We start from the raw sequence: 26,065 nt of genomic DNA, 5'->3' as shown, positions 1-26,065 counted from the left end.
GGCCGGACGCGGCATCCCCGAGGGGATGCGGCGTCCCCAAAGGGATGCAAGGCGCGTCCGGCCCCAGTCTCTGATTTGACCGCAAGTCCCCCGATTTGACCGAAGGACGTCATGGCTCAGCCGGCTCATCCGACCGCAACGCATGAAGGCTTCGCCGCGACGCCGGCCTCCGAGCACGGCGGCGGCTTTCCGCCCTTCGAGAGCCACACCTTCGCGTCCCAGCTCATCTGGCTCGCCCTCGCCTTCGGGCTGCTCTACTACCTCATGGACAAGATCGCCCTGCCGCGCATCCAGTCCATCCTGAACGACCGCGCCAATCGCCTGTCGTCGGACCTCGACGAGGCCCAACGCCTCAAGGCCGAGGCCGACGCCGCCGGCGCCGCCTACGAGAAGTCCTTGAGCGATGCCCAGGCCAAAGCCCAGGCCATCGCACTCGAGACCCGCACGGCCCTGACGCGGGACGCCGAGACCAAGCGCAAGGCGCTCGAAACCGAACTCAACGCCAAGATCGCGGCCTCCGAGGCCACCATCCGCGGCCGCACCGCCGAGGCCATGGGCAATGTCCGCGGCATCGCCGGCGAGACGGCATCCGCCATCGTCGAGCGCCTGACCGGCCGGAGCCCGGACGAGGCGGCCATCGCCAAGGCCCTCGATAGCGTCGCCCTCCCGCACTGAGCGGGCACGCCACCCTACACCTTACCGGCCGGCGGTCCCTCCGGGGAGCCGACGGCTCCGCCCAGGACCGATCCTCCGGCCCGGGCGCCATCGAGTTGGGACGACGAGCATGTTGTTGGAAGCCGAATTCTGGGTCGCAGTCGCCTTCGTGCTGTTCATGGCCGTCGTCTGGAAGGTCGGCGGCTTCAACCAGATCACCAACGGTCTCGACGGCCGGGCCAAGCGCGTCCGCTCCGAGCTCGACGAGGCCCGCCGCCTACGTGAAGAAGCCGCCGGTATCCTCGCCGACTACAAGAAGCGCCGGTCCTCCGCCGAGGCCGAGGCCGAGGCCATCGTCTCCGGTGCCCGCGCCGAGGCCCAGCGCATCGCCGACGAGGGCCATGCCCGCCTGAACGAATTCATCGCCCGCCGCACCAAGTCGGCCGAAACCAAGATCGCTCAGGCCGAGGTCCAGGCCACCGCCCAGGTCCGAGCCGCCGCGGCCGACGCCGCCGTGAAGGTCTCGGAGGTCATCCTGCGCGAGCGCATGCAGGGCGACGCGGCCCAGGATCTGGTTCGCCAGAGCCTCGGTGAGGTCCGCACCCGCCTCCGGGCCTGAACGCCCCATCGACCTGACGGGAGAGCCGCCGCGAGGCGGCTTTTTTCGTTTCCCGGATCGTTCGCGGGTCGGGGCTCGGCTGGGATCGGACGATCGCGACAGGCTCCCTCTCCTGGAAGGAGAGGGTTGGGGTGAGGTGTGTGACCGATTCGGATGAGCTACACACCTCACCCTGTCCCTCTCCTCCAGGAGAGGGCCGCGCCGGTCGGCCCCGCCGCCGGGCCGACTCATCTGTCCCGTAGCCCGGCCCCTCGCGCGCAAGCGCCCTCCAAGCGGAGACTCGATGCCGCCGATCATCTCGATTGCCAACCTGTCCAAGGTCTACGGTACGGGGCACAACGCCCTGAAGAACATCTCCCTCGACATCCGCAAGGGCGAGATCTTCGCCCTGCTCGGCCCCAACGGCGCCGGCAAGACCACGCTGATCAGCATCGTCTGCGGCATCGTCACGGCGAGCGCGGGCAGCATCCGCGTCGACGGACATTGCATCGACAAGGATTACAAGGCGGCGCGCCGGGCCATCGGCCTCGTGCCGCAGGAGCTCACCACCGACGCCTTCGAGACCGTGTGGGCCACCACCGGTTTCAGCCGCGGCCTGTTCGGTCTGCCCCCCGACCCGGCCCATATCGAGCGGGTGCTTCGCGACCTCTCCCTGTGGGACAAGAAGGACAGCCGGATCATGACCCTGTCGGGGGGCATGAAGCGGCGCGTGCTCATCGCCAAGGCGCTCGCCCACGAGCCCCGCATCCTGTTCCTCGACGAGCCCACGGCCGGCGTCGACGTGGCCCTGCGCCAGGACATGTGGCGCCTCGTGCGCAAGCTGCGCGACCAGGGCGTCACCATCATCCTCACCACCCACTACATCGACGAGGCCGAGGAGATGGCCGACCGGGTCGGCGTGATCCGCAACGGCGAGATCATCCTCGTCGAGGAGAAGGCCGAGCTCATGCGCAAGCTCGGCAAGAAGCAGCTCACTCTCCACCTCGACGCCCCGCTCGCGGCGTTGCCCCCCGCCCTCTCGGGACACGACCTCGAACTGGCGGAGAACGGGCGCGACCTCGTCTACACCTACAGCACCAAGGGCGACGCGGCCCTGACGGGGTTGCTCGCCGACCTCGCCCGCGCCGGCATCGGTTTTCGCGACCTCGATACCAGCCAATCCTCCCTGGAGGACATCTTCGTCGACCTCGTGAAGGAACGGCCATGAACTGGTACGCGGTCCGCGCCCTCTACCGCTTCGAGATGGCCCGCTTCTGGCGGACCGCCCTGCAGAGCATCGTCGCCCCCGTCATCGCCACGTCCCTGTATTTCGTGGTGTTCGGCGCGGCCATCGGCTCCCGCATGGCCTCCGTCGACGGGGTCGCGTACGGCGCCTTCATCGTCCCCGGCCTGATGATGCTCTCGCTCCTGACGCAGAGCATCGCCAACGCCTCGTTCGGCATCTACTTCCCGCGCTTCGCCGGCACGATCTACGAGATCCTGTCGGCACCGGTCTCGCCCCTGGAGATCGTGCTCGGCTACGTCGGCGCGGCGGCGTCGAAATCGATCCTCATCGCGCTCATCATCCTGGCCACCGCGACGCTGTTCGTGCCGATCCGCATCGAGCATCCGTTCGTGATGGTGGGCTTCCTCCTGCTCACGGCGGTGACCTTCAGCCTGTTCGGCTTCCTCATCGGCCTGTGGGCGGACGGGTTCGAGCGGCTGCAGCTCGTGCCGCTCCTCATCGTCACGCCGCTGACGTTCCTGGGCGGCAGCTTCTATTCCATCGACATGCTGCCGCCGGTGTGGCGGGCCCTGAGTCTCGCCAATCCCGTGGTCTATCTCATCAGCGGGTTCCGCTGGTCGTTCTTCGGCAATTCCGACGTCGGTATCGGCGTGAGCTTCGCCATGGCCCTCGTGTTCCTCGCCCTGTGCCTTGCCGGCGTCACCTGGATCTTCCGCACCGGGTATCGCCTGAAGAGCTGAGCGGCCGTCGCCGTCGGGATGGAGAAACGAGGCATGTCTACGCGCGTCTACAAGGTCGACGAGGCCGATATCCGCCGGGCCTTTCCGCCCAGCCTTGAGCCTCCCGGCCTGCTGATGGAGTTCGGGCAATGGCTCGCGGGCCGGCCCTGGGGCAGCGTCGGCTGCTTCGATCTTGCCGGAAGCTGGGCCGATGATGCGCCCATCGTGGACGGCACACCCCTGCGCCGGGAATTCGCCCTGTTCCTGCATCTGCCGGACGGATCGGAGGCGGGGTTCTGGCTCCCGCCCGGACACGATCCGAACGCGCCGAGCATCGTCGGCCTGGGCTCCGAAGGCGAGGCTGGCGTCATTGCCCCGAGCCTCGAAGCCTTCCTCGCGCGTCTCGCGGTCGGGGCCTTCGACGATGGCGGCACATGGAGCGATTTCGCGCCGTCCGAACTCGTCGTGGAGGACGGCCTCGATGACTTGGCGGAGTGGTTGCGGGGACGGCTGGGTCGAGCCGACCTCGAGGCCGTCGCGGTGCCGGGCGACAGCATCGTGTTCGCGACCCGGATGGCGCGTCGGAGCGAGGAGCGCGAAGCCTATTGGGGCCGGCATCCGGCGCTGGCCGATCTGGCCCATCTCCTGAATGCTCATCGTCCCAAAGGCCGCAACCCCTGGGATTCGACCCGTTTCGAGGTCTCCCTCGTCGGCGACCTGTTTCAAGCGCGTGTCTTCGAACGTGGACCGCAGCCGATTCCCGAAGCAGCCCTCATGGAGCCCATACTCCGGGCTTTGCGCGACGCACAGGCGCTGTCCGAGCCGGGATGCGGCCTGTGGTTCACCATGCACTTCGACATGCACGCGGACGGGACCATCCTGCCGCGGTTCGATTATCAGACCCGCCCGGTCATCGACGGGGCGCCGGCGCCCGTGGATCAGGGGCGTGCCGACCTTGCCCGTGCCCCCCGGCCCGAGCGCTGGGTTCCTGCGTGGCTTTCGGACCCGGACGCCGCGTAGATGTCCGGTCTCAGGCCCGTCCGTCGAGGAACGCGAGGACGCCCTCGCGATGCTGCCGGTCGCCCACCGCCGTGCTGTGGTCGCGATTGGGCAGTTCCAGGGACTGGGCGTTGGGCATCAGGGCGACGAGGGCCGGGCCGGGCCCCGAGACCGTGTCGAGGGTGCCGACGGTGACCAGGGTCGGCGCCCGGATCTCGGCGACCTCGGCCCGCGACAGGGTCTGGCGCGAGCCGCGCATGCAGGCGGCCAGCGCCCTGAGATCGCTCTTCGTCTGTTCGGCGAAGGTGCGGAAGGCCGCGGCGGTGGGGTTGGGAGCGGGAGTGCCGGGCTCCGCCTCCAGGGCTTCGGCGATCCCGCTCGGCAGACCGCGTCCCTCCACGAGGTGCAGGCCGAGGCCGCCGAGGAGGAGGGAGCGCACGCGGGGTGCGTCGTCCAGCGCCAGGTAGGCCGCGATGCGCGCGCCCATGGAATAGCCCATGACGTCGGCGCGATCGATGCCGAGATGGTCGAGGAGGCGGGCCGCGTCCCGGGCCATGAGGTCGGACCCGTAGGCCTCCGGATCGTAGAGCTTCTGGCTCTCGCCGTGGCCGCGATTGTCGAGGGCGATCACCCGGCGCCCGGCCTCCGACAGGGTCTTCACCCAGAGGGTGTTGACCCAGTTGACGCGGTGGTTCGAGGCGAAACCGTGGATCAGCAGGATCGGGTCGCCGGCCCCGTCGCGCGCGGCCGTGTCGAGGTAGGCGATGCTGACGCCGTCGGAGAGGAAGGTCTGCATGGGAGGCTCGGGGTGATGGGAGGCTCGGAGTGATGGAAGGCTCGGGGTACGGCAGCGGGCGGGGCCGATGCCGTTGTGGTCCGCGCCGGCGATGGAGGGAAGCCCCCCGGATGGCGCCGGCGCTTGCCCCCGCCGGATCGGGCTGGCATCACCCCTGGCGATGAAGGACACGCAGCCCTACGGCACCTACGCCCCCACCGGCCTCGTCGCGCGCATCGCCCGACGCACGGGCCGGCTCTCCTACGGGAGCTGGGGCGCCCGCCGCCTCGCCCTGTTCCTGCGCCGGATCGGCATCGGCCTGCTGCGCGGAAAGCCCCTCGACGTCGAGCGCTACGGCGCCCGGATGCGGCTCTACCCGTACAACAACAATTGCGAGAAGAAGGTGCTCTTCACGCCGCAATTCTTCGATCCCGAGGAGCGTGCGCTTCTCAAAGCGCGCCTGGAACCCGGCTGCACCTTCCTCGACATCGGCGCGAACATCGGCGCGTACGCCCTGTTCGTGGCGGCCTTCGCCGGGCCGCGGGCCCGCATCCTCGCCGTCGAGCCGCAGCCCGACGTGTTCGACCGGCTGACCTACAACATCGGCCAGAACCCGTTCGGCACCGTCAAGGCCGTGGCCTGCGCGGTGGCCGACAAGGCGGGTGCCCTCACCCTGTTCGTCGATCCGCGCAACCGGGGCGAGTCGAGCCTGAAGATCGTCGGCACCAACGAGGGGGCGCAGATCCGCGTGCCGGCCGTCACCCTCCTCGACCTTGCGCAGGGCGAAGGCATCACCCGCATCGACGCGATCAAACTCGACGTCGAGGGCGCCGAGGATCTCATCCTCGAGCCGTTCTTCCGCACTGCCCCGGTCTCGCTCCATCCGCAGCTGCTCCTCGTGGAGAACGGCACCGACCAGTGGCAGATCGACCTGCCCGCCCTGCTGCAGGCCAACGGCTACCGCCTCCTGGCCCGGACCCGGCTGAACCTGATCTTCGAGCGGAGTGCCTGACACTGTTTTCCGGATGATCCATTCGGGGACAGTCTCGGGCAGCCCGCGCGGCGCCTGAGCGAAGCCCAAATCCGCATCGCGAGGCGATCGACCGGCATGAGGCGTCACCCGACCACGGGAATCGCGTCCGCGAGGGCGACGCCCTCGGGGTCGACCCGGCAGCGATGGGCGTGGACCGCGACGCCGGCCGCGCGGGCGGCCTGGAAGGCGGCGTCGAAGGCCGGATCGATGTCGCGGGCGACGTCGAAGCGGGTCGCCCACATCTGCACGACGACGATGAGCATGGCCCGGCCGCCGTTCGCCACCACGTTGGCGAGATCCGCCATGTGCCGGGCGCTGCGGGCGGCGACGCAATCGGGGAACTCGGCGAGGCCGGGCGTGCGCAGGAGGTGGCAGTTCTTGACCTCGACGTGGCAGGGCCCGAGCCCCTCCCCCTGCGCCAGAAAATCGACGCGGCTCGCCGCGGCGTAGCGGACCTCCGGCCTCAAGCCCGTATAGTCGGCGAGCTGCGGCAACGCCCCGGCGCGAAACGCTTCGGCCACGAGGGCGTTCGGGCGCTGGGTGTTGATGCCGACCCATTGCGGGCCGCCGGGGAGGTCGGCCTCCACGAGCTCCCACGAGAATCCGAGCTTCCGGGACGGCTTCGTCGATGCGGAGAGCAGGGTCCGGGCGCCGGGCGTCAGCAGGCCCAGCATCGCCCCGGGGTTGGCGCAGTGGGCCGTGACCAGGCTGCCGTCCGCGAGCTCCATATCGGCGAGGAAGCGTTTGTAGCGGCGCACGAGGCGCGCGGGGATGAGGGGCGCGGGAAACCGCATCGGGGCGCCTTGCTGAGGATGTTGGTGGCGAAAACGGGTGGCGCCGTATCGATTCAACGGGGAAACGCCGTCCGGAATCGGCATTCCGGGCCTCCCGCAGGGGGCATCGCCATCGGCGGGCTGGTAAGTCAACCGCCGATGCGACAGACTTGAACCCACGCACGCGAGTATACGACCCGGATCGGCGTCGCCCATCCGTTCACGAGGCCCAGTTCCATGTTCAACCTGTTCGATATCCTCCAGGCGCAGGCCGGTCCGGGCGCTCAGGGCTTCGGACAGCAGTTCGGCCTGTCGCAGGACCAGACCCGGCGGGCCATGGAGGCGCTGCTGCCCGCCCTCACCATGGGGCTCCAGCGCAACGCCGCCAACGACCCGACGGGCTTCGCCCACCTCTTCAGTCTGGCGGGTGCCGGTGCGACGGCGCCGCGCCCATCGGCTTCGCCGCAGATGGACATGCTGGTCCGCCAGCTCTTCGGCTCGCCGCATCTGAGCCAGGCGGTGCTGCAGCAGGCGGCGGGAACGAGCGGTATCGCCACGCCGGTGCTCAAGCAGATGCTGCCGGTGATGGCCGGGATGGTGGTGGCCGGCATCGTCCACGTGATGATCAACCAGACGCCGCAGGCGGCGCCCGCGCCGGCGCCGAACGCGTTCGGCATTCCGCCGAACCCCTACTGGACCGATATGGTGAACGCCTTCATGACGGCCGGGGGTGCCCTCGCGCCCGGAACGCCGGCGAAGGCGCCCCCGGTTCGCACGACTGCGAAGCCGACGCGGTTGGCGCCCCAGCCCGCCCCGGCGCGCGTCACGCCCGGGCAACCGGCCCCGGCCACCAACGACGCGGCGCCCTTCGAGCTGTTTCAGCAGATGTTCCAGTCCGGCCTCGACGTCCAGCAGGAGAACGCCAAGGCGATGCAGCGCCTGTTCGACACATTCTGGCAAGAGGGCCGTCAACAGGAGAGCGGTCGGAACGCGAACCCGCCGGGCGACGCCACCGCGCGCACCGGGTCGGGCAAGGCGGAGTCCGGCAAGTCGGGCGGGCGCTGACGTCGCGTTCCGCCGGTTCCCGGGGCGCCTTCAGGGTGTGGTGATCGCCGTGGCGAGGGTGTTGTAGACGATCACCATCTTGTCGGAATAGGCGCGCATCGCCCCGACCAGAGCAAGACCAATCAGGCCGACGAGGAGCGTGTATTCGACGGCCGTCGCGCCGCTCGCGTCGGCGGCGAACCGTGCCCGCCCGCGCTGGATGTCCTGTGCCGCATCGGGATCACCGCGATGCTCGAAACCGTTCGGAAACCCAGCCATCGTTCGAAAAAATCCCTGCCGGTTCCGAAGCAACGTAGCCGGTTCCGAAGCAACGTAACGGTAACCGGTCAGATACTTCCGGGGGCTTAACCCGAACGTAGAATTCGAGCCGGCCCCCGGTGTGGATCAGTTGCCCTTGGTCTCCTTGCGAAGGGCATCGATACGCTGCGAGGCCTCGGCCTTGTCGAGGTCGGGCGAGAAGGCTTCGGGGTCCTTAGCCTGTTCGGACAGGGTCTTGAGGTAGGAGGCCTGGGCGCCGGTCATCGGCTCGCCGCCGGTGGTCCACTCGCTCGGATCCTTGATCTGGTTCGACGTGTCCTTCGGGTCGATCTTCGGATTGGTCTCGTCGGCCGCGACGGCCTTCTCAGCAGCCTTGGTCATCATCGCCTCGCGTTCATGGAATGTTCCCTGTGAACGCATGGTCGGGCTCGCGGTTCCGCATCGCCCGGTCCAAGGTTACCGATCCAAGGCCTCCGGGGGGACCTTGGACCGGATGTCGCGGGCCTCAGGCCGCCTCGGCCTTGGGCTGCACCTCGGCGGTGTAGTCGTCCATAAGCGTCTTGGTCAGGCTGGCGGGCACGAACCGGTACGGACCGATCTCGGACACCGGCGTCACCTCGGCCGCCGAGCCGGTGATGAAGCACTCCGAGAAGCCTTCGAGCTCGGCCGGCAGGATGCGCCGCTCCACCACCTGGATGCCGCGGCGCTTGGCCAGCTCGATCACGGTCTGACGGGTGATGCCGTTGAGGAAGCGGTCGGCAAGCGGGGTGTGGATCACGCCGTCGGCCACGAAGAACACGTTGGCGCCGGTGCATTCGGCGACGTTGTCCTCCCAGTCGAGCATCAGGGCGTCGGCGTAGCCTTTGTTCTCGGCCCGATGCTTGGAGATCGTGCAGATCATGTACAGGCCCGCCGCCTTCGAGGTGGAGGGGGCGGTGCGGGGGTCCGGCCGGCGGTAATCGGCGATGTCGAGGCGGATGCCCTTCATCTTGGTCTCGGGATCGAAGTAGCTCGGCCATTCCCACGCGGCGATGGCGAGGTGGATGGTGTTGTTCTGGGCAGCCACGCCCATCATCTCGGAGCCGCGCCACGCCACCGGGCGCAGATACGCGTCGGCGAGGCCGCTGGTCCGCAGGACGAGCTCCTTGGCCGCCTCGATCTCGGCCGCGCTGTAGGGAATCTTGAAGTCGAGGAGTTCGGCCGAGCGGCGCAGGCGCTCCGCATGCTCGCGGCTCTTGAAGATGCGCCCGCCATAGGCCCGCTCGCCCTCGAACACCGACGACCCGTAATGCAGGCCGTGGGACAGCACGTGGATCTTGGCATCCTTCCACGGCACCATCGCGCCATCGTACCAGATGGTGCCCTCGCGCGCGTCGAACGGGATCAGGGACATGGTGGGCTTCCTCGGCACGCGGGCTTGCCCTCGAAGCCGGCGTCAGATGGGAGTCGGGGGTCGGGCGGCGGAACAGGCCAGAAGTTGAAACAGGCCACGGGGTCGTGACGCCCTACCGGAAGGCTTGACGGGTAGCAACGCACCTGAAATATGTCAATAACACTGACATAAAATCAGGCCGCCCCCGACGTGACCTTTCCCGCGACCCAGACGGCCGGCAGCGACGCACACGGTCCGGCGGAGACCGCCTCATCCCAAAGCCCCGGCGACGACCTCATCGAGCTGCTGTTCTTCGCCTATCGCGATTTCGTCGGTGACCCGGACCGCATCCTGGCGCAATACGGGTTCGGCCGGGCGCATCACCGGGTGCTGCACTTCGTCGATCGCTACCCGGGCCTCACCATCGCCGAACTCCTCGATATCCTGCGGATCACGAAGCAGAGTCTGAACCGGGTGCTCAAGGATCTCATCGAGCAGGACTACATCGTCCAGAAGACCGGAACGAGCGACCGGCGCCAGCGGCTGCTGTTCTGTACGGATCGCGGCACCGCGCTCGCGGGCGACCTCATCCGGGTCCAGACCCACCGGGTGACGCGGGCGCTCGCCGAGCCGGCGCAAGGCGCCGGGGAAGGCGGGGCGCTCTCGGCCCAGAACTTCCTGCTCGCCATGATCGAGCCCGAGGAGCGCGCCGCCGTGCGTCGCCTCATGGCCCGCCGGGCCCGGAGCGCCGCCTGATGTCCCTCCCCGGTCTGAAGGCCAGCGTCGAGCTGGCCGACAACGCGCCCCACATCCTCGTGGTGGACGACGACCGCCGCGTGCGCGAGCTCCTCACCCGCTTCCTCTACGAGCAGGGCTTCCGCGTCACCGCCGCCGCCAACGTCGCCGAGGCGCGCACCAAGGCGCAGTGCTTCGTGTTCGACGCCCTCGTCCTCGACGTGATGATGCCGGGCGAGAGCGGGTTCGACTACGCCCGCCACGTCCGAGAGACCTCGCGGGTGCCGATCCTCATGCTCACGGCCCGCTCCAACCCCAACGACCGGGTCATGGGCCTCGAGATCGGCGCCGACGATTATCTGCCGAAACCCTTCGAGCCGCGCGAACTGATCCTGCGTCTCAACAACATCATCAAGCGGCGCGCCGAGGGCGCCCCGGCGCGCGAGCCCGGCCTCGAGACCGTGACCTTCGGGCCGTTCTCCTACCGCATCGACCGGGGCGAGCTGCGCCGCGCCGACGAGACCATCCGCATCACCGAGCGCGAACGCGAGATCCTCACCGTGCTGGCCCAGGCCGGGGGCGCCAACGTGGAACGCGAGGCGCTCGCCGGGGCCGGCGGCCTCGCCGCCGAGCGCAGCATCGACGTGCAGATCAACCGCCTGCGCCGCAAGACCGAGGTCGACCCGGCGAACCCCCTGTTCCTGCAGACCGTCCGGGGCGTCGGTTACCGCCTCGCCGTCGATTGATCGCCGGGCCGTGCCGCGCACGCACGCGCCGAATCGGCTGCTGACGGCCCTCGCGCGGGTGCCGCCGCCGCGACGGATGTGGCGGCTCCTCAGCCGCGCCATCGGCGACCTCCTGCCGAAGGGCCTCTATGCACGGTCGCTGATCATCATCATCGCGCCCGTGGTGTTGCTGCAATCGGTGATCGCCTACACGTTCATGGAGAGGCACTGGCAGCTCGTGACCCGGCGCCTGTCGGCGGCGGTGACGGCGGATGTGGCCGCCCTCATCGACGTCTACGAGAGCTACCCCCAGGACAAGGACGCCGAGACCCTCACGCGCATCGCCGGCACCCGGCTCAACCTCGACCTCGACATCCTGAAGGGGGCGACGCTGCCCGTCGCCGGGCCGCGACCGTTCTTCTCGATCCTCGACGAAGTGCTGTCCGACGAGATCAAGCGCCAGATCCGCCGACCGTACTGGATCGACACGGTGGGCCGCTCCAGCCTCATCGAGATCCGCGTCGCCATTCCCGACGGGGTGCTGCGGGTCACGGCGCGGCGCAGCATGGCCTACGCCTCGAACTCGCACATCTTCCTCCTGTGGATGAGCGGATCGTCCCTGGTGCTCCTCGGCGTCGCGATCCTGTTCCTGCGCAACCAGATCAAGCCGATCCTGAGGCTCGCCGCCGTCGCCGAGAGTTTCGGCAAGGGCCGCGAGATCGAGTTCCGCCCACGCGGCGCCCGCGAGGTCCGCCAAGCCGGTCACGCCTTCATCGAGATGAAACGTCGCATTGAACGGGCGATGGAGCAGCGCACCACCATGCTCAACGGGGTGAGCCACGACCTGCGCACCATCATCACCCGGTTCAAGCTGACCCTGGCGCTCATCGACCAGACGGCCGACGTCGAGGACCTCCAGCGCGACGTCGACGAGATGAGCCGGATGCTGGAAGCCTACCTCGCCTTCGCGCGCGGGGATTCCGGCGAACTCGCCGTGCCCACCGACATGCGTGCGATGCTGGAGGACCTGCGCACGGACATGGAGCGCCTCGGCGCCCACGTGGAGGCCGTCGAGATCGAGGGCGAGGCCAGCGTCACCCTGCGGCCCGACGCCATCCGGCGCTGCCTGTTCAACCTCGCGGCCAATGCCGCCCGCTACGGCGACACCGTCGCGGTGGTCGGCCGGCGCGAGGTTCGCAGCTTTCTCGTCTCCATCGACGACGACGGACCGGGCATTCCCCTCGACCAGCGCGAGGAGGTGTTCAAGCCGTTCGTGCGCCTCGACGACGCACGCCAGGATGCCGGCGGTTCGGGACTCGGCCTCTCCATCGCCCGCGACATCGCCCGGTCGCATGGCGGCGACGTAAGCCTGCACGACTCGCCGCTCGGAGGCTTGCGCGCCACCGTGCGGATTCCGGCCTGACGCGACCCCTTGGCGCCGCGCGACCCTTGGCGCCGCATGGACCGGAGTGCTAAGGGGGTGAACGTAATCGCGATCATACGGGCCGGCACGTCGGGTCCGCGTCGAGGCTGAGTGACCCCATGAACCCGCTGACCCCGATCCTGGCCCTCCTGCTCCTGCCCATCGCCGCCATCGGCCTGCTGCTCTATACGGACGCGGGCATCGAGCCGGCTCTGTTCTATTCCACGGTGAAGACCTTCGTCGTTCTGTTCATCGTCGCCGGCGGCCTCTGCTACGGCGCCAGCCGCCTCGCCGAGCGCGCCTGAGCTTCTTTTCGGTTTTTTGCGACGCGATTTTGCGGCCCGGACCTCTCAGGTTCGGGCCGTTTTCGTTTGGGGGCGTCATTACCTGATCGGTTCGGGCATCGGCATGGACCGAGCGCGGGTCCCTCTCCTGGAAGGCAGCCGGATTTACACAACCTCGATCGAACCGCTTCCATGTGGAAACAGGGCACCGGACGGCATCCGGATGCGGGCGTAAGGCGCACCGGTGCTCACTCTCCTGTTTGGGAGAGGGTCGGGGTGAGGGTCGTGGATTTTTCCGGAGCGTTCGCACACCTCATCCTGTCCCTCTCCTTCCAGGAGAGGGGACCCGCGCTGTCCGCGAGATCCATGAATGTCGTCACCTGGAAGGAGAGCGAGCGCGTTACGGCTCACGCCGACCTTCCGTCCTTGCGAAAGGAACGCGAACCGAGAAGAAATCACTCCGCCGCGATGCGTGGCGGAAAGCCTTTCCGATCGTTGGCGGACGCGGCCGGCAGGGCGAAGGGGCCGTCCTCCGGTTCGTCCTTCTGGCCGATGAAGCGGGCGAACAGGCGCACGAACAGGCGCGAGAGGTCGTCAACCAGCACGAAGATCGCCGGCACGAAGATCAGCGACAGGCCCGTCGAGACGATGAGGCCGCCGATGACCGCGATGGCCATGGGCGCGCGGAACTCGCCGCCGATGCCGAGGGCCATGGCCGAGGGCACCATGCCGGCCGCCATCGCGATGGTGGTCATCACGATGGGCCGCGCGCGCTTGGCGCCGGCGTCGGTGATGGCGGTGGCCCGGTCGACGCCCTTGGCCATCTCCTCGAGGGCGAAATCCACCAGCATGATGGCGTTCTTCGTCACCACGCCCATGAGCATGAGGATGCCGATGACCACCGGCATGGAGATGGGCTTGTTGAAGATGAGCAGCCCGAGGATCGCCCCGCCGATGGAGAGCGGCAGGGAGAACAGGATGGTGAGCGGCTGCAGGAAGTTGCCGAACAGCAGCACGAGGACACCGAACACCATCATCAGGCCCGCACCCATGGCGAGCGCGAAGCCCTCGAACACCTCACCCATCACCTCGGCGTCGCCGGTCTGGCGGATGACCACGCCCGGCGGTAGGTTCTTGGCCGCCGGCAGGTCGAGGACCGCGGCGATGAGGGAGCCGAGTGCGTCCGAGCCCTCCATGTTGGCCTCGAGCGCCACCCGGATGGCGCGGTCGTAGCGGTCGATGGCCGTGGGCCCCCGCCCGAGGCTGAGATCGGCCACCGTCGAGAGCGGCACGGAGGCCCCGCCCTTCACCGGCACCTTCAGGGTCTCCAGCTGCGAGAGGTCGCCGCGCAGGCGCTCGGGCAGCATCACGCGGATCGGCACCTGCCGGTCGACGGCGTTGAACTTGGCGAGATTGGCGCCGATGTCCCCGATGGTGCCGACCCGCACGGTCTCGGCGATGAGGTCCGTGGAGACGCCGAGATCGGCCGCGACCCCGGCTTTCGGGCGGATGCGGATCTCGGTGCGGTCCAGCGGCGCGGTGGAGAGCACGTTGACGAGGTGGGGGACTTGCGCCGCCTCGCGCTGGAGTTGGGCCGCCACGTCGGCCACCACGGCCTTGTCCGGCCCCGAGACGATGAGGGTGAGGTCGCGCTGGCCGCTCTCGCGCAGGGCCCAGGAGCGGATGTCGGGCTCCTGGCGCAGGAGGGAGCCGATGGCGACATCGACTTCCTTCTGCGTGCGGTGCCGCGCGTTCTTCGGCGTCAGGTTGATGGTGAAGGTGGCGAGCCGCACCTCCTTCTTGCCCGGCAATTGGCGGCCGCCGTCGACGAAGACGCTGCGGACCTCCGGCAGGGTCTTGATCCGGTCGACGAGGCCGTCGCTGACCCGGGTGGTGTCGGCAAGCCGCGCCCCCGGGGGAAGCTCCACGACGAAGATCGTGCGCGCCGCGTCCTCGGCCGGCAGGAAGCCCGCCGGCAGGAGGCGGGTGGACATGATCGAGGCGGCAAAGCAGGCGAGCCCCACCACCAGGGTGATGAACTTGTGGCGTACGGACCAGGCCACTACGCGGGTGTAGGCCCGCATGACCGGACCCTCGCGCTCGTCCTCCGGCCCGTGATCGCGCAGGAAGTAGGCGGCGAGCAGGGGCGTGATCAGCCGCGCCACGAGCAGCGACATGAACACCGCCGCCGCGATGGTGAGGCCGAACTGCTTGAAGTACTGCCCGGCGATGCCGCTCATGAACGAGACGGGGGCGAAGATCGCCATGATGGTCGCCGTGATGGCGATGACGGCCAGCCCGATCTCGTCGGCCGCCTCGAGGGCCGCGCGGTAGGGCGATTTGCCCATGCGCATGTGCCGGACGATGTTCTCGATCTCCACGATGGCGTCGTCGACGAGGATGCCGGTCACCAGGGTGATGGCGAGGAGACTCACTGCGTTGAGCGAGAAGCCCAGCGTGTTCATGATCCAGAACGTCGGCAGCACCGACAGCGGCAGGGCGATGGAGGCGATGAGGGTCGCGCGCCAGTCCCGCAGGAACAGGAACACCACGATGACGGCCAGCGCCGCGCCCTCGACGAGGCTCAGCATCGCCGAGTGGTAGTTGCCCACCGTGTTGGTGACCGAGGTGTCGATGAGATCGAAGCGCACGCCCGGGTGCTTGCCCCGGAGTTCGTCGATCTTCCTCGCCACGGCGGTGGCGACCTCGGCGTCGCTCGCCCCCGTGGCGCGCGAGATGGCGAAGGCCACCACCGGCTCGCCGTTGAAGCGGGCGAAGGTGCGTGGCTCCTCCGCGCCGTCCACCAGGGTCGCGAGTTCGTCGAGGCGGACCTTGCGGTTGCCCGGGACGATGATGGAGGTCTGTGCCAGGGTGTCGAGGCTGGCCGCGCCCGCGAGCGTCCGGATCGACTGCTCCTGGCCGCCGAGTTCGCCGCGCCCGCCGGCCATGTCGGCGGAGGTCAGGCGCAGCTGCCGGTTCACGTCCGCCGCCGTGATGCCCAGCGCCAGCAGGCGGTCGGGCTTCAGGGTGACGCGAATCTCGCGGGCGACGCCGCCGAGGCGCTCGACGCCGCCCACCCCCTTCACGCCCTGGATCTGGCGGGCGATGACGTCGTCGATGAGCCAGGACAGGTCTTCGGGCGTCATCGCCGGGGCGGCGGCGCCGTAGATCATGATCGGCAGGCCGGCGATCTCGACGCGGTTGATGATCGGCTCGTCGATGGTGCGGGGCAGGTTCACCCGTACCTTCGAGATGGCGTCCTTGACGTCGTTGACCGCCCGGTCGGTGTTGGTCTCCAGGCGGAACTCGATGGTGGTGGTCGAGATGCCCTCGGTGATGGCCGAGATGGTATGCTTGACGCCCTTCACGCCGGCCACCGCGTCCTCCACCACCTTCGTCACCTGCGTCTGCAACTCGGAGGGGGCGGAACCCGCCTGCGTCACCGTGACGGCGACGATGGGGATGTCGATGTTGGGAAACCGGGTGATCGGCAGGGCGCGGAAGCTGACGAGGCCGAGCACCACCAGCACCAGGAACAGCACGATGGAGGGGATCGGCTTGCGGATGGCCCAGGCGGAGATGTTGAGGCGCATGGCGGCGGGTCCGATCTCAGCGCGCGGCGTCTTGCGGAGGCGTCGCGTCCGCGGCTTTCGCCCCTACGGCTTGCGCCCCTGCGGCCTGCCCGGCCGGCCGGACCGCCCGCACCAGGTCGCCGTGCCGCAGGAAGGAGCTGGCGCGTGCCACCACCGCCTCGCCGGCCTGGACGCCCGAACGGACCTCCATGATGCCGTCGGCGGCGAGCCCCGGGGCGATCCGGCGGGCCTCGACCCGGTCGTCCTTCACCACGAAGACCGAGGCGGCCCCATCGGTCGCGTAGAGCACCGCCGAGAGCGGCACGGCGACCCCGCGCCGGCGCGCGACCTCGACCTTGCCGCGTGCGAAGGCGCCGATGCGCAAGGAAGGGTCGGGTGCCAGGGCGATGCGGACGCGGCCGAGGCGGGTCATGCGGTCGACCTCCGGATCGATGCGGCGGACGCGTCCCGTGAGGATGCGGCCCTCCTCGCCCTCAAGGCTGACGGGATCGCCGAGCTTGAGCCGCGGCATCGACACCTCGGGAATCTCGCCTTCGAGTTCGATCTCGCCCCGGGCGATGAGGCGGAACATCGGCTCGCCGACGGCGCTCGCCGTGGCACCGACCCTTGCCGTGCGCCGGCTGACGATGCCGCCCTCGGGCGCGCGGATGTCCGTGCGGGCGCGCCGCAGGGCGATCTCGGAGCCTTGGGCGCGCGCGGTAGCGCGGTCGGCCTCCGCGAGCTGGAGCCCGCCGCGGGCGGCGGCGAGACGCCCCTCCCCGCCCTGCGCCGCCGAGACCCGCTGCTCCAGCACGGCCGCCGTGGCGTTGCCGGTCTTCACCAGGCTTCGCGCCCGCTCGAGGGCCAGGCTGGCCTCGACCTGCGCGGCTTCGGCCTGAACGATCTGGCTGCGGGCCTGGACGATCGCGGCGTCGGCCCGCGCCAGGGCGGCGGCGTTGGCGGCTTCCTGGGTGACGATCATCTCCAGGGACAGGCGGGCCAGCGGCTGGCCCTTCTCGACCCGCGCGCCCTCTTCCACCAGGAGTTCGGTGATGCGGGTGCCCTCGATCTCGGGGGCGACCAGGATCTCGTCGCGCGGCACCAGGGTGCCGGTGACCACCGCCCGCTCGACCACCTCGCGCTCTTCGGCCGGCACAACGGTGACGGCGGGCGCCAGAGCGGCGGCATCCGGGACGGCAGCGGTCTCGGCCGCCTTCGCTCCGCTCGTCCCCTCGGCGCCGATCGGGGTGAGGAGAAAGGCCGGCAGCAGGGCGAGGGCCGGAAGAAGGTCGCGCGCGCGCATGGGCTGTGGCATTCGCTCGAGGTGTGCCCACAGGGCCGAGGATGAGGCGCCGAGCCGTGACGCCCGACACCGGCCTTTTCAAGGCGTCGTTCCAGGCTTCGAGCATAGCCGAATCGTCGGCGGCGACGAAGGACCGAACCGCTCGACCTTGCCGCAACTGAGGCGCGCTTCGCGCGTTCTGACTTTCGAGATCCCTCGACAGCCTGGGCGAACGCATCATGAGCATCTTCCAGATCAAGCAGAAGACCAACGGCGCCGTGCTGTGGACCGGCAGCGCCGCCGATGCCGTGTCGGCCCTCGACGCCATGGCGCGCGAGGCCGGTTACGCCGATTTCGCCGCCCTGCCCGAAACCATCCGCGCGGCCTGTCCGGAGGCGTCTCAGCTCGACTGAGCCGCCTTCACCCGACGGTCGCAGCGGCGCCGGTGGCTTCGGGCCACCGGCGCCGTTCTCGTATCAGGGCGCCGTGAGGGCTTCCGTGAAGGGAAATTCGAGGACGATCTCCCCCGCCGCATCGGTCACGACAACGACGGCCTGCATCAGGCGCCGATCGCCGCTCGCTGCCCAGATCTCGCGCGCGAGCCGACCCGCCTCGCCCCAGGCCGCATCGGCGTCGCGCAGGTGCCGAAACACCGGCTCGTGCGGCACATCGCTGTCGATGGTGACGGTGAAACGGTAGGCGGGCATGAGGGAGCGTTCGGTCATTGACGGGAAACGGGTCGAAGCCGCTGCGTCCAGTTCCTAAGCCGGCCTTTGAACGTTGAAAAGCCCTGTCGCGTCGGGGCGTTGACAGGAAGTCTCCCGCGGCATTCCGTCTAGGATCGCCCGTTGGATACCGCCCCGCTGATCGGATTTCTACCCTCGGGCACCATCAAGCATGAGGATTTCCGGCCTTGTCGCGATCCAGCTGCATCATCAGCTCGGCAAGCCGTGGGTCGAGGGGCTCATCGATGACCGGTTCATACATCGCTTGAAGCTGACGCCCCAGGCGCAGGCGCGTCATTTCGCTGAGAACGATTCCGCCGGTCTCGCTGGATGCGACCGGCAGTTCCTCATGTTCGTCGCGCAGCATCACGGCTCCTGGGCAAGGACTGGAAACGACACGAGGCGGCGGAATGTTCATTCGTCGAGGCGCGATTGTTGGGTGCAACGCCCCCGCGCCGTGAACGCTCGCTCACCGGGCCACTCGCGTCCCGATGAAACGCCTTCCCGAACGCCTGCGTGTGATGCCCGACAAGCTAAGGTGTACGGGCCAGGTGAGTTATCAAATGAGTGATGACCGCTTGGAGGGTACGATAAGAAATCGTCGATGTGGATCGTGTCAAATATCGCGTAGTCTAGGTTTCGGAAAGCTGGGCTTGACGTACGGACTGCCTATGGGTGCCCCGAGATCGTGCTTTTCCAGGGCGCATCCCATGATGTCAGGATACCCCTGATGCATCGTCGTGGTTTCGCTCGCGCTCTGCTTGCGGCTACAGACACCTCTGGCCGTCACACGAACGGCGGTTGCCCAGCCGACGCCCGCAGGCGTGATTCCGACCCCGGCTTACCGCAACATGGCAACGAAGGGCAGGCTGTTCCTCGAGATCACGACGCGGGACGCCTTCGAGAAGACCTTGGATCCGCGTGAAGACGTTTATCCGGGCGGAGGTGGTCGAACAGATGAACCTTTCCGCAAACCGGGTCCCTATTCGGAGGGTCTGGCAGCGCCCGGTGGGGCCCTTGGCCCCGGCGGTTTGATCGGTGGCCTCGTCCCTGCGCCGCTCGCCGTTGCCGGCGGCATTCGGCCCACAGGCTCTCACGCTGAACGAGACCTTCGAACGGAACCGCCAACCCACCGAGGCGGGTCGGGACACGGACGTATACGCGACCCCGGCGACATCGCAGAATATCGGGACGGTGCACCGTTGGCTTCGCTCCCCACAGCCACGGTGACACAATAGTCTGCACGTGGGCCGGGATCGAGCGCTAAAATCCGTTGATCTGCGGTGGTTTAGTAGCAACTGGCGGAGGGAGCGGGATTCGAACCCGCGATACCGTTTCCGGTATACACACTTTCCAGGCGTGCGCCTTCAACCACTCGGCCACCCCTCCAGCCCCCTGCATCGCGACCGACGGCGTCCGGTTGGTAAATCCGGGGCCTGCAGGGTCGCCGCGACGCCGCGGGTGGCACGCTGTACAAGCCGTGTCGGCGGGGTGCAAGGCGCGATCATGTCGAACGTACCGCGAATGTGTCGATTTCCCGCGTCCCGGCGACACGGCCCCTGCCCCCGCTCCGTTGATACCCCGGACGGTGGTCCTCAGATTCGCCGCTTTCCCGGGCGAAACGCGGGACGCGCGGCCCGTTCTCCGGGCCCGAGCCTCCCGGAGCCACAAACCGACCGTGATCCGCTTCGACAATGTCACAAAGGTCTACCGGACGGATGGGCACCGCCGGACGATCCTCGAGCGCGTGTCGTTCACGCTCAAACCCAATGTCTCCTACGGCATCCTCGGCATCAACGGGGCCGGCAAGTCCACGATGATGCGCCTCATCGCCGGCACCGAGGCGCCGACGCGGGGGCGCGTCCAGCGCACCATGCGGGTGTCGTGGCCCCTCGGCTTCGGCGGCGGTTTCCATCCGCAGATGACGGGCCGGGACAACATCATCTTCGTGGCTCGCATCTATGGCGAGGATCCGAAGAAGGTGCTCGAATTCGTCGAGGATTTCTCCGAACTCGGCAGCTACCTCGACGTGCCGATCCGGACCTACTCGTCGGGCATGGGCTCGCGCCTGGCCTTCGGCATGAGCATGGCGATCCCGTTCGACTGCTACCTCATCGACGAGGTCACGGCGGTGGGCGATGCACGCTTCCAGAAGCGCTGCGAAGAGGCCTTCGCCGCCCGCCGCGTCAATTCCAACGTGATCATGGTCTCCCACGGCATGGAGGTGATCCGGACCTGGTGCCAGCAGGGCATCGTGCTCATCAACGGGCGCGCGATCCTGTACGAGGACGTCAACGACGCCATCGAGGTCTACCGCCGCCTGAACGCATGACCGCGGCACCGGCGAAGCGGGCGTTCGCCCGTGCCCTCATTCGAGCGTGCAGGGGCCCGGACATGCTTTCGCCGTCCCAATCGTGGAATAGGGTACGCGCGGCGAAGGATGGCCGCCCGAACGGAATGGATGGCTGAAGGCAGATGAGCGTCGAGATCCGCAACCCCACCGGGCAGCCCGTCACCACGGCCGACCGCTCGAATGCCGTGGCGGAGTCCCTGCGTCAGGTCGCCCGCGTCTCGCGCTTCGCCGACCGCAAGAAGGGTATCCGCTCCTACCAGAGCCACAACAAGTCCGACCCCGTCATCCCGATCCTGTTCGGGCTCTGCTTCGTGCTGCCGACGCTGCTGGGGGTGATCTATTTCGGGCTCATCGCCTCGGATCGCTACGTCACCGAGGCGCGCTTCGCCCTGCGGCCGGCGCTGGGCTCCGCCGACAAGGCCTCGTCCGACCAGGTCGGGACCACCAAGGGCGTCGTCTCCCAGATGGTGGCCCAGGACAGTCTCGTGGCCCTCAACTACATCCACAGCCGGCCGATGATCGAGGTCCTGGAGAAGGACCTGCCCCTGCGGGACATGTTCTCCCGGGATGGGATCGACTTCCTCTCGCGCTTCGACCGGGACAAGCCCATCGAGCGCTTCGTGCGATATTGGAGCGAGCGGGTCGCCACCAAGATCGAGAGCGGTTCGGGCATCATCAGCCTGACGGTCAGCGCCTTCGATCCCGCCGAATCCCTGGCCCTCACCCAGGCGATCCTGAAGGAGAGCGAGCGCATGGTGAACGCGCTCAGCGACCGCGCGCGCGCCGACGCCGTGGTCGAAAGCGCGCGCGAACTCAAGCTCGCCGAGGAGCGGATGACGAAGGTCCGCCTCGCCATGGCGACCCTGCGCAACCGCGAGGGCATTCTCGATGCCAAGAAGACCAACGACAGCAACCTCAAGGTGATCGGCGAGCTGCGCACCGCGCGCATCAACCTGGCCGTGCAGCTCAATCTCGGCCAGCGCGACCTCGGTCCGGAGTCGCGCCGCATCCAGGACATCAAGTCCCAGATCAAGGATCTCGACGACGCCATCACGCGCATCGAGAACCAGTCGGCGAGCGAGGACCCGGAACAGCGGCGCATCCTCGCCGACGCCCTCACCAAGTTCGAGGCCTTCGAGAACGACCGCGACGAGGCGGAGAAGTACTTTTCCAAGGTCCTGGCCGCCTACGAGCGCTCGCGCATCATCGCCAGCCGGCAGGTCGAGTTCTTCAGCATGATCGTCCAGCCGGTGCAGGCCGAATCCGCCCAGCAGCCCCGCCGGCTCCTGATGATCAGCCTCATCGCCGGGGGTGCGGCGCTCCTGTTCGCCGGGGCCGTGTTCGCCCGCAAGCAGACCAGCTGATCCGTCACGGGTCGCCGCGGGCCTGAAAACGCGTCATAAGCCGCGGACGCCGCCCGCCGAGGACCCCGTCTTGACCGTTACCCAGATCACCCATCACGACCTCGACGGCTACGGCGCCTCCACCATCGTGGGGCGCTTCGTTCCGGTCTCGCGGATCGTCCACGTGCCGCGCTACAGCGATGTCGGGCCCGTGGTCGAGGGCGAGCTGAAGCGCCTCGGGCGGACGCGGCAGCCCGAGACCCTGATCCTCACCGATCTCGGCCTCGAGCCCGTGGCGGTGACCTTCATCCGCAACTTCGCCGCGATGAACCGGGGCCGGGCCGAGGCCGAACGGCATCGGCTCATCGTCCTCGATCACCATGCCTCCTCCATCGACCGCTTGCGCGAGCAGACCCTCGAGCCTGTGCCGGAGGCAGACGATCCGGGCGTGATGCGGTTCGACCTCGACGATCCCGCCATCGTCGTGCTCATCGACGAGGGCCGCTGCGCCACGAAGCTCGCCTATCACCGCCGCACCCTGTACGCGCCCGACGCCATCGAGGGCGACGCCGACCTCCTCGCTCTCGTCGAGGCCGTGGATGCCGTCGACCTGTGGCGCAAGGACCGGCCCACCTTCGCGGGCGGCCATGCCCTCGACGAGGTGTTCTGGGACAACGTCTCCAACCTCGTGCCCATCGGGCATGCGTGGCACGACCGCTTCGTGAGCGACCTCCTCGTCGCCCTCGCCGGACGCCTGCGTGCCGGAGCCTCACCGGCCGAACTCGAAGCCGGGGTCGGCGCCATCCGCACGGGAATCGTCGACGGGTATCTGGCCGGCGACGCGACGGACGATCCCCGCCTCACCACCCGCATGCGGATCGCCCGCGTGCTCGCACGCTCCGACCTGTTCCAGCCGCTCTCGGACGGGACCTACCTGTCCTTCGGCCTCGATTCTGGCACCTTCCAGCGCGTCTCCGACCTGATCATGGATGCGGGCAAGGCCAAGCGCGTCCTCAACGTCCAGCGCACGGGCAACATGTCGTTCCGCTCCAACGACGAGACGGCGCTGGAGGGCGCGCGCCGGTTCCGCGGCGGCGGCCACAAGGATGCGGCCGGCGGCAAGTTGCCCACCGGCTCGGCCTTCTCGCTGGCCGACGCCGTCGCGCAAGTCGAGCCGATCCTGAATCCGCCCCCGCCCGACCCGTCGAGCAGCCCGTTTGCCGCCCTGAAGGGCTGGAAGGGGTAGTCTCTCGGCCCTGAGCTGCGTCCCGGACCCATCATCCGGGACGCTTCCATCAGGGGCGCGGCAGCATCCGGTCGCTGATGATCCGGCGCTGGATCTCGCTCGTACCCTCGAAGATCGTGGTGAGACGGGCGTCGCGCCAGTAGCGCTCCACCCGGCGTTCCGTGGTGTAGCCGTTGCCGCCGTGAAGCTGCATCGCCTGGTTGGTCACCCGCACGGCCATCTCGGTGGCGAGCAGCTTGACCATGGCGGATTCGCTCTCGGCCGCCTCTCCGGCATCGAGCAGATGCGCCACCTGCTGCCAGAACGCGCGGGCTTGTGCGACCTCCGCCGTCATGTCGGCCAGGGCGAAGCGCAGGGCCTGGAAATCGCCGATGGGGTGGCCGAACTGCTCGCGCTCCTGCAGGTAGAGCTGACAATCCTCCACCGCCGCCCGGGCGACGCCGACGGCGCGCGCCGCCGTGTGCACCCGTGCGATGTTGAGGCCGCGCTGCACGGACGCGAAACCGCCGGCATCGGCATCCGCCCCCTGGTCGCCGTAGAGGCCGGTGAGCCGGTCGCTCTCGGGCACGCGCACGCCGTCGAGGGCGAGCTCGAAGGTGAGGAAGCCGTGATAGCCGATCTTGTCGATCACCTGGCCGGTCATGCCGGCCGGGAAGGTGCCGGGCTCCTTGACCACCAGGAACGGCTCGAGGCCGGCCGAGCGCGACTCGCCGGGCTCCGGATCGCGGGTGCGGGCCAGAACCTCGACGAAATCGGCCGCCTGCGCGAAGCCGGCCCAGCGCTTGGTGCCGGTGAGCACCCAGGTGTCGCCCTCGCGCACCGCGCGGGTCTGCACCCCGGCCAGATCCGAGCCGGCGGTCGGCTCCGACAGGGCGATGCTGCCGATCCATTCGCCCCGGGCCGAGCGGGCCAGCAACTCGCCCCGGCGCCCCTCGTCGAGGACCTGGGTGCCGAGGCCCTGGCCCCGCGCGAGGATGCTGCCCACGGACAGCCAGGCCCGGGCGAGTTCTTCCGAGACGAGGCAATACTCGAACACCCCGAGGCCGAGGCCGCCATGCTCCGTCGGGATGGTGATGCCGAACCAGCCCTTCCGCGCCATGGCGTCGATGAGCGTGCGCGGCATCTCGGCTTTCTGCCGGTCGAGTTCGTCGGCGATGGGCATCACCACGTCGCGGGCGAAGGCTCGGGCCTCGGCCTGCAGGGCGGCGCGCGCCTCCGTGCGCCACGGCGTCACGAGTTCGGGCGGACGGGGCTCTTGTCTGCGACGGGGCTCTTGATCCGGCTTCGGCATGGGGTCTCCCGTGATGGTTCGGTGACGCCTTCGCGGCGCCTTGCCGTCCGTCCTAGCATGTCCGCGTTCCCGCCACCCACTGCCACCCGGACGGTCGCTTCCCCCAGGGAAACCGCCCGTTCGGTCCGCTACGGGCCTCGGATCGATTGACAGACGCCGTTCCGGCGGGCTGCAGTCCGACCCAGTCCCATGCTGTTCACCCGCCTGTCCGACGACCTGTTCCGGCCCCTCGCCTCCCCGAGCCGGGCCTTCAACGCCGCCCTGCTGCTGCACCTGCACGCGCGGGTGTTCGGCGACACGGCCGAGCCCCTGCGCAAGACCGAGCTGCTCGCCGCCATCGGCGACTTCTCCGCCGATTACGCCCAAGGCGAGATCGCCGACGACGAGACTACGCCCGTCGATCCCATCGAGCGGCGCTCGGCCGTCTACCGGCGCCTGCTGGACTCCGGCTGGCTGGTGGAGCGGCGCGAGCGCTACGTGCCGGTGGTGGATTTCGACCCCGAGGCCCGCATCCTCATCGAGGAACTCGCCCGCCTCGACCGGGGCGAGACCCGCTCCTACGGCGGCGCCGTGCTCGATGTGCTGGGCAGCCTGGAGAGCGCCATCGCCAACCCGGCCGAGCGTTCCGAGGCCCTGGTCAACGCCGCCAAGGCGTCGCGGGCCTTCCTCAGCCACCTGCGGACGCTCGCCGGCTCCATGCGCAAGATCGAGGCGCGCATCCTGGCGCAGGAGGACCAGCGCGCGGCCTTCCGGCTCTACTTCGACGAGTTCGTGGCCCGCCACATCGTCAGCGACTACCGCACCCTGCACACCCGCCTGAACCCGTTCCGCTTCCGCTCCGGTATCGTGCGCGAGGCGGGCCGCGCCTTGCGCGATCCCCTCACCCTGCGGGCCCTGGCGGAGGCCGGGATCCGCGAGGGCCGTGCGCCCGATGTCGAGGTGGCCGAGCGGGCCGTGCGGGCGGATCTCGCCGAGATCCTGGCGATCTTCGAGGGCCTCGACCGTCACCTCGACGCGGTGGCCGACATCGTCGCCCGCCTGGAGCGGCGAATCGCGGCGGCCCTGCGCTACATGGACCACCGGGATTCCGACCGCATCGAACGCACGGCCGCGGCGCTCCGCGCCGTGGCGGGCACCGATGCGCCGATGGAGGGCATGCCACCGGCCGGGATCTCGCTCCTGCGCCCGCCCATCGGCGCCGTCCACCTCTACGCGCCGCGCCTCAAGCGCCCGCCCATCGACTGCGAGCCCCTGCCGGAACTCTTCCTCGATCCGGCCGTGGAGGCCTTCATCGCGGCGAAGGACGCGTTCCGCCACCGCGTGGCGGTGACGCCCGACCGGATGGTGGACTTCCTCGAGGGCCGGCTCGGGCGCAAGGGCGCCGTGCGGGGTTCGCAGATGCCGATCGCCGACGTCGATGCCTTCGTGGTGTTCCAGCGCCTGCGCGAGATCGACGTGCTGTTCGACGGGAGCCTGAGCGGTCGCTACCGCCTCTCGCGGGTCGAGGGCCGGGTTGCCAACGGCTGGCTCGACTGCCCGGACTTCCTGCTGGAACGCACACGCTGAGTGCTGCGGCGCAATATTCGATCGCCGC

The 26,065-nt window shown here is 69.1% G+C and carries 26 protein-coding genes, 1 tRNA gene and 1 pseudogene; 17 read left to right on the top strand and 11 right to left on the bottom strand.

Going from position 1 to position 26,065, the window contains the following annotated elements; all coding sequences use genetic code 11:
- Nucleotides 1-111: 111 nt before the first annotated feature.
- The 5 genes from ASF27_RS17420 (at nucleotide 112) to ASF27_RS17400 (ending at nucleotide 4,237) form a co-directional block, all read left to right on the top strand.
- Nucleotides 112-675 (top strand): ATP synthase subunit B, encoded by a 564-nt coding sequence (locus tag ASF27_RS17420; RefSeq protein ID WP_056173874.1) that lies wholly within the window; start codon nucleotides 112-114, stop codon nucleotides 673-675.
- 112 nt (nucleotides 676-787) lie between these two features.
- Entirely contained in the window at nucleotides 788-1,273 is a 486-nt protein-coding gene (locus tag ASF27_RS17415; RefSeq protein WP_200918883.1) for an ATP F0F1 synthase subunit B, read from the top strand.
- A 283-nt stretch (nucleotides 1,274-1,556) separates the two neighbouring features.
- Nucleotides 1,557-2,480 carry an ABC transporter ATP-binding protein gene (locus ASF27_RS17410; protein WP_056362054.1) on the top strand — a complete coding sequence of 308 codons (924 nt, stop codon included), beginning with the start codon at nucleotides 1,557-1,559 and terminating at the stop codon, nucleotides 2,478-2,480.
- Nucleotides 2,477-3,238, top strand: coding sequence for an ABC transporter permease (locus ASF27_RS17405; RefSeq protein WP_056173867.1), 762 nt, complete (start codon nucleotides 2,477-2,479; stop codon nucleotides 3,236-3,238). Before ASF27_RS17410 ends, ASF27_RS17405 begins: the two co-directional genes overlap by 4 nt.
- A 33-nt stretch (nucleotides 3,239-3,271) precedes the next feature.
- Nucleotides 3,272-4,237 (top strand): hypothetical protein, encoded by a 966-nt coding sequence (locus ASF27_RS17400; RefSeq protein WP_056362051.1) that lies wholly within the window; start codon nucleotides 3,272-3,274, stop codon nucleotides 4,235-4,237.
- 10 nt (nucleotides 4,238-4,247) lie between these two features.
- Here ASF27_RS17400 and ASF27_RS17395 read toward each other — a convergent pair whose 3' ends face one another.
- Entirely contained in the window at nucleotides 4,248-5,012 is a 765-nt protein-coding gene (locus tag ASF27_RS17395) for an alpha/beta hydrolase (RefSeq protein WP_056362048.1), read from the bottom strand.
- A gap of 160 nt (nucleotides 5,013-5,172) precedes the next feature.
- On the opposite strand from ASF27_RS17395, the gene ASF27_RS17390 reads away from it, so the two are divergent.
- Entirely contained in the window at nucleotides 5,173-6,003 is an 831-nt protein-coding gene (locus tag ASF27_RS17390) for an FkbM family methyltransferase (RefSeq protein WP_056173858.1), read from the top strand.
- A 104-nt stretch (nucleotides 6,004-6,107) separates the two neighbouring features.
- Here ASF27_RS17390 and sfsA read toward each other — a convergent pair whose 3' ends face one another.
- Nucleotides 6,108-6,818, bottom strand: a complete 711-nt coding sequence (gene sfsA, locus ASF27_RS17385) for a DNA/RNA nuclease SfsA (protein ID WP_056362034.1) — start codon at nucleotides 6,816-6,818, stop codon at nucleotides 6,108-6,110.
- Nucleotides 6,819-7,034: 216 nt separating this feature from the next.
- Between sfsA and ASF27_RS17380 the strand changes: the two genes are divergently transcribed.
- The gene (locus tag ASF27_RS17380; protein ID WP_056362030.1) at nucleotides 7,035-7,862 is read left to right on the top strand and encodes a DUF937 domain-containing protein; all 828 of its coding nucleotides are present in this window, start codon (nucleotides 7,035-7,037) and stop codon (nucleotides 7,860-7,862) included.
- Between the two features lie 30 nt (nucleotides 7,863-7,892).
- Here ASF27_RS17380 and ASF27_RS17375 read toward each other — a convergent pair whose 3' ends face one another.
- The 3 genes from ASF27_RS17375 to ASF27_RS17365 form a co-directional block, all read right to left on the bottom strand.
- Nucleotides 7,893-8,120, bottom strand: coding sequence for a Flp family type IVb pilin (locus ASF27_RS17375; protein ID WP_056173845.1), 228 nt, complete (start codon nucleotides 8,118-8,120; stop codon nucleotides 7,893-7,895).
- A 126-nt stretch (nucleotides 8,121-8,246) separates the two neighbouring features.
- Entirely contained in the window at nucleotides 8,247-8,501 is a 255-nt protein-coding gene (locus ASF27_RS17370; protein ID WP_056303330.1) for a DUF3072 domain-containing protein, read from the bottom strand.
- Between the two features lie 124 nt (nucleotides 8,502-8,625).
- Nucleotides 8,626-9,513, bottom strand: a complete 888-nt coding sequence (locus ASF27_RS17365; RefSeq protein WP_056362027.1) for a branched-chain amino acid aminotransferase — start codon at nucleotides 9,511-9,513, stop codon at nucleotides 8,626-8,628.
- 276 nt (nucleotides 9,514-9,789) lie between these two features.
- On the opposite strand from ASF27_RS17365, the gene ASF27_RS17360 reads away from it, so the two are divergent.
- The 4 genes from ASF27_RS17360 to ASF27_RS17345 all read left to right on the top strand — a co-directional run bounded on the left by ASF27_RS17360 (nucleotide 9,790) and on the right by ASF27_RS17345 (nucleotide 12,680).
- On the top strand, nucleotides 9,790-10,248 hold the full coding sequence (locus ASF27_RS17360; RefSeq protein WP_244476660.1) for a MarR family transcriptional regulator: 459 nt from the start codon (nucleotides 9,790-9,792) through the stop codon (nucleotides 10,246-10,248).
- Nucleotides 10,248-10,973 (top strand): response regulator, encoded by a 726-nt coding sequence (locus ASF27_RS17355; protein WP_056173838.1) that lies wholly within the window; start codon nucleotides 10,248-10,250, stop codon nucleotides 10,971-10,973. The genes ASF27_RS17360 and ASF27_RS17355 overlap by 1 nt, the downstream gene beginning before the upstream one ends.
- 76 nt (nucleotides 10,974-11,049) lie before the next feature.
- Nucleotides 11,050-12,375 (top strand): ATP-binding protein, encoded by a 1,326-nt coding sequence (locus ASF27_RS17350; protein WP_082479300.1) that lies wholly within the window; start codon nucleotides 11,050-11,052, stop codon nucleotides 12,373-12,375.
- Between the two features lie 119 nt (nucleotides 12,376-12,494).
- Nucleotides 12,495-12,680, top strand: a complete 186-nt coding sequence (locus ASF27_RS17345) for a hypothetical protein (protein WP_056173834.1) — start codon at nucleotides 12,495-12,497, stop codon at nucleotides 12,678-12,680.
- A 434-nt stretch (nucleotides 12,681-13,114) separates the two neighbouring features.
- On the opposite strand, the gene ASF27_RS17340 is transcribed toward ASF27_RS17345, so the two are convergent.
- Together ASF27_RS17340 and ASF27_RS17335 are read right to left on the bottom strand one after the other, a co-directional pair.
- A complete protein-coding gene (locus tag ASF27_RS17340) occupies nucleotides 13,115-16,252 on the bottom strand; it encodes an efflux RND transporter permease subunit (protein WP_056362021.1) in 3,138 nt (1,045 codons plus the stop codon).
- A gap of 16 nt (nucleotides 16,253-16,268) precedes the next feature.
- A complete protein-coding gene (locus ASF27_RS17335) occupies nucleotides 16,269-17,534 on the bottom strand; it encodes an efflux RND transporter periplasmic adaptor subunit (RefSeq protein WP_156368849.1) in 1,266 nt (421 codons plus the stop codon).
- A gap of 218 nt (nucleotides 17,535-17,752) precedes the next feature.
- Between ASF27_RS17335 and ASF27_RS22760 the strand changes: the two genes are divergently transcribed.
- Complete coding sequence (locus ASF27_RS22760; protein WP_200918877.1) at nucleotides 17,753-17,926, top strand: hypothetical protein; 174 nt, start codon at nucleotides 17,753-17,755, stop codon at nucleotides 17,924-17,926.
- A 63-nt stretch (nucleotides 17,927-17,989) separates the two neighbouring features.
- Here ASF27_RS22760 and ASF27_RS17330 read toward each other — a convergent pair whose 3' ends face one another.
- Together ASF27_RS17330 and ASF27_RS17325 are read right to left on the bottom strand one after the other, a co-directional pair.
- Complete coding sequence (locus ASF27_RS17330) at nucleotides 17,990-18,220, bottom strand: hypothetical protein (RefSeq protein ID WP_056362211.1); 231 nt, start codon at nucleotides 18,218-18,220, stop codon at nucleotides 17,990-17,992.
- A 184-nt stretch (nucleotides 18,221-18,404) separates the two neighbouring features.
- Nucleotides 18,405-18,605, bottom strand: a complete 201-nt coding sequence (locus ASF27_RS17325) for a hypothetical protein (protein ID WP_056173826.1) — start codon at nucleotides 18,603-18,605, stop codon at nucleotides 18,405-18,407.
- A gap of 363 nt (nucleotides 18,606-18,968) precedes the next feature.
- Here ASF27_RS17325 and ASF27_RS23245 point away from each other — a divergent pair.
- Nucleotides 18,969-19,317: pseudogene (locus ASF27_RS23245) on the top strand (hypothetical protein); the annotation flags it as partial.
- A 220-nt stretch (nucleotides 19,318-19,537) separates the two neighbouring features.
- Here the strand turns inward: ASF27_RS23245 and ASF27_RS17320 are convergent.
- Nucleotides 19,538-19,627: transfer RNA gene (locus tag ASF27_RS17320), tRNA-Ser, on the bottom strand.
- Between the two features lie 289 nt (nucleotides 19,628-19,916).
- On the opposite strand from ASF27_RS17320, the gene ASF27_RS17315 reads away from it, so the two are divergent.
- From ASF27_RS17315 to ASF27_RS17305, 3 genes are all read left to right on the top strand, one after another.
- Nucleotides 19,917-20,570, top strand: a complete 654-nt coding sequence (locus tag ASF27_RS17315) for an ABC transporter ATP-binding protein (RefSeq protein ID WP_056174155.1) — start codon at nucleotides 19,917-19,919, stop codon at nucleotides 20,568-20,570.
- Between the two features lie 143 nt (nucleotides 20,571-20,713).
- A complete protein-coding gene (locus ASF27_RS17310; protein ID WP_056362018.1) occupies nucleotides 20,714-21,955 on the top strand; it encodes a hypothetical protein in 1,242 nt (413 codons plus the stop codon).
- 70 nt (nucleotides 21,956-22,025) lie between these two features.
- The gene (locus ASF27_RS17305) at nucleotides 22,026-23,180 is read left to right on the top strand and encodes a dimethylmenaquinone methyltransferase (RefSeq protein WP_056303291.1); all 1,155 of its coding nucleotides are present in this window, start codon (nucleotides 22,026-22,028) and stop codon (nucleotides 23,178-23,180) included.
- A 49-nt stretch (nucleotides 23,181-23,229) separates the two neighbouring features.
- Here the strand turns inward: ASF27_RS17305 and ASF27_RS17300 are convergent, their stop codons facing one another.
- Nucleotides 23,230-24,471 carry an acyl-CoA dehydrogenase family protein gene (locus tag ASF27_RS17300; RefSeq protein WP_056362015.1) on the bottom strand — a complete coding sequence of 414 codons (1,242 nt, stop codon included), beginning with the start codon at nucleotides 24,469-24,471 and terminating at the stop codon, nucleotides 23,230-23,232.
- Between the two features lie 189 nt (nucleotides 24,472-24,660).
- Here ASF27_RS17300 and ASF27_RS17295 point away from each other — a divergent pair, with 189 nt between their 5' ends.
- Nucleotides 24,661-26,037 carry a Wadjet anti-phage system protein JetA family protein gene (locus ASF27_RS17295; RefSeq protein WP_056303295.1) on the top strand — a complete coding sequence of 459 codons (1,377 nt, stop codon included), beginning with the start codon at nucleotides 24,661-24,663 and terminating at the stop codon, nucleotides 26,035-26,037.
- Nucleotides 26,038-26,065: the final 28 nt, after the last annotated feature.

The sequence above is a fragment of the Methylobacterium sp. Leaf102 genome (assembly GCF_001422425.1).
Taxonomy (GTDB): domain Bacteria; phylum Pseudomonadota; class Alphaproteobacteria; order Rhizobiales; family Beijerinckiaceae; genus Methylobacterium.
Note: the sequence above shows the minus strand (reverse complement) of the source record. Positions and strands in the feature narration are given on the sequence as shown.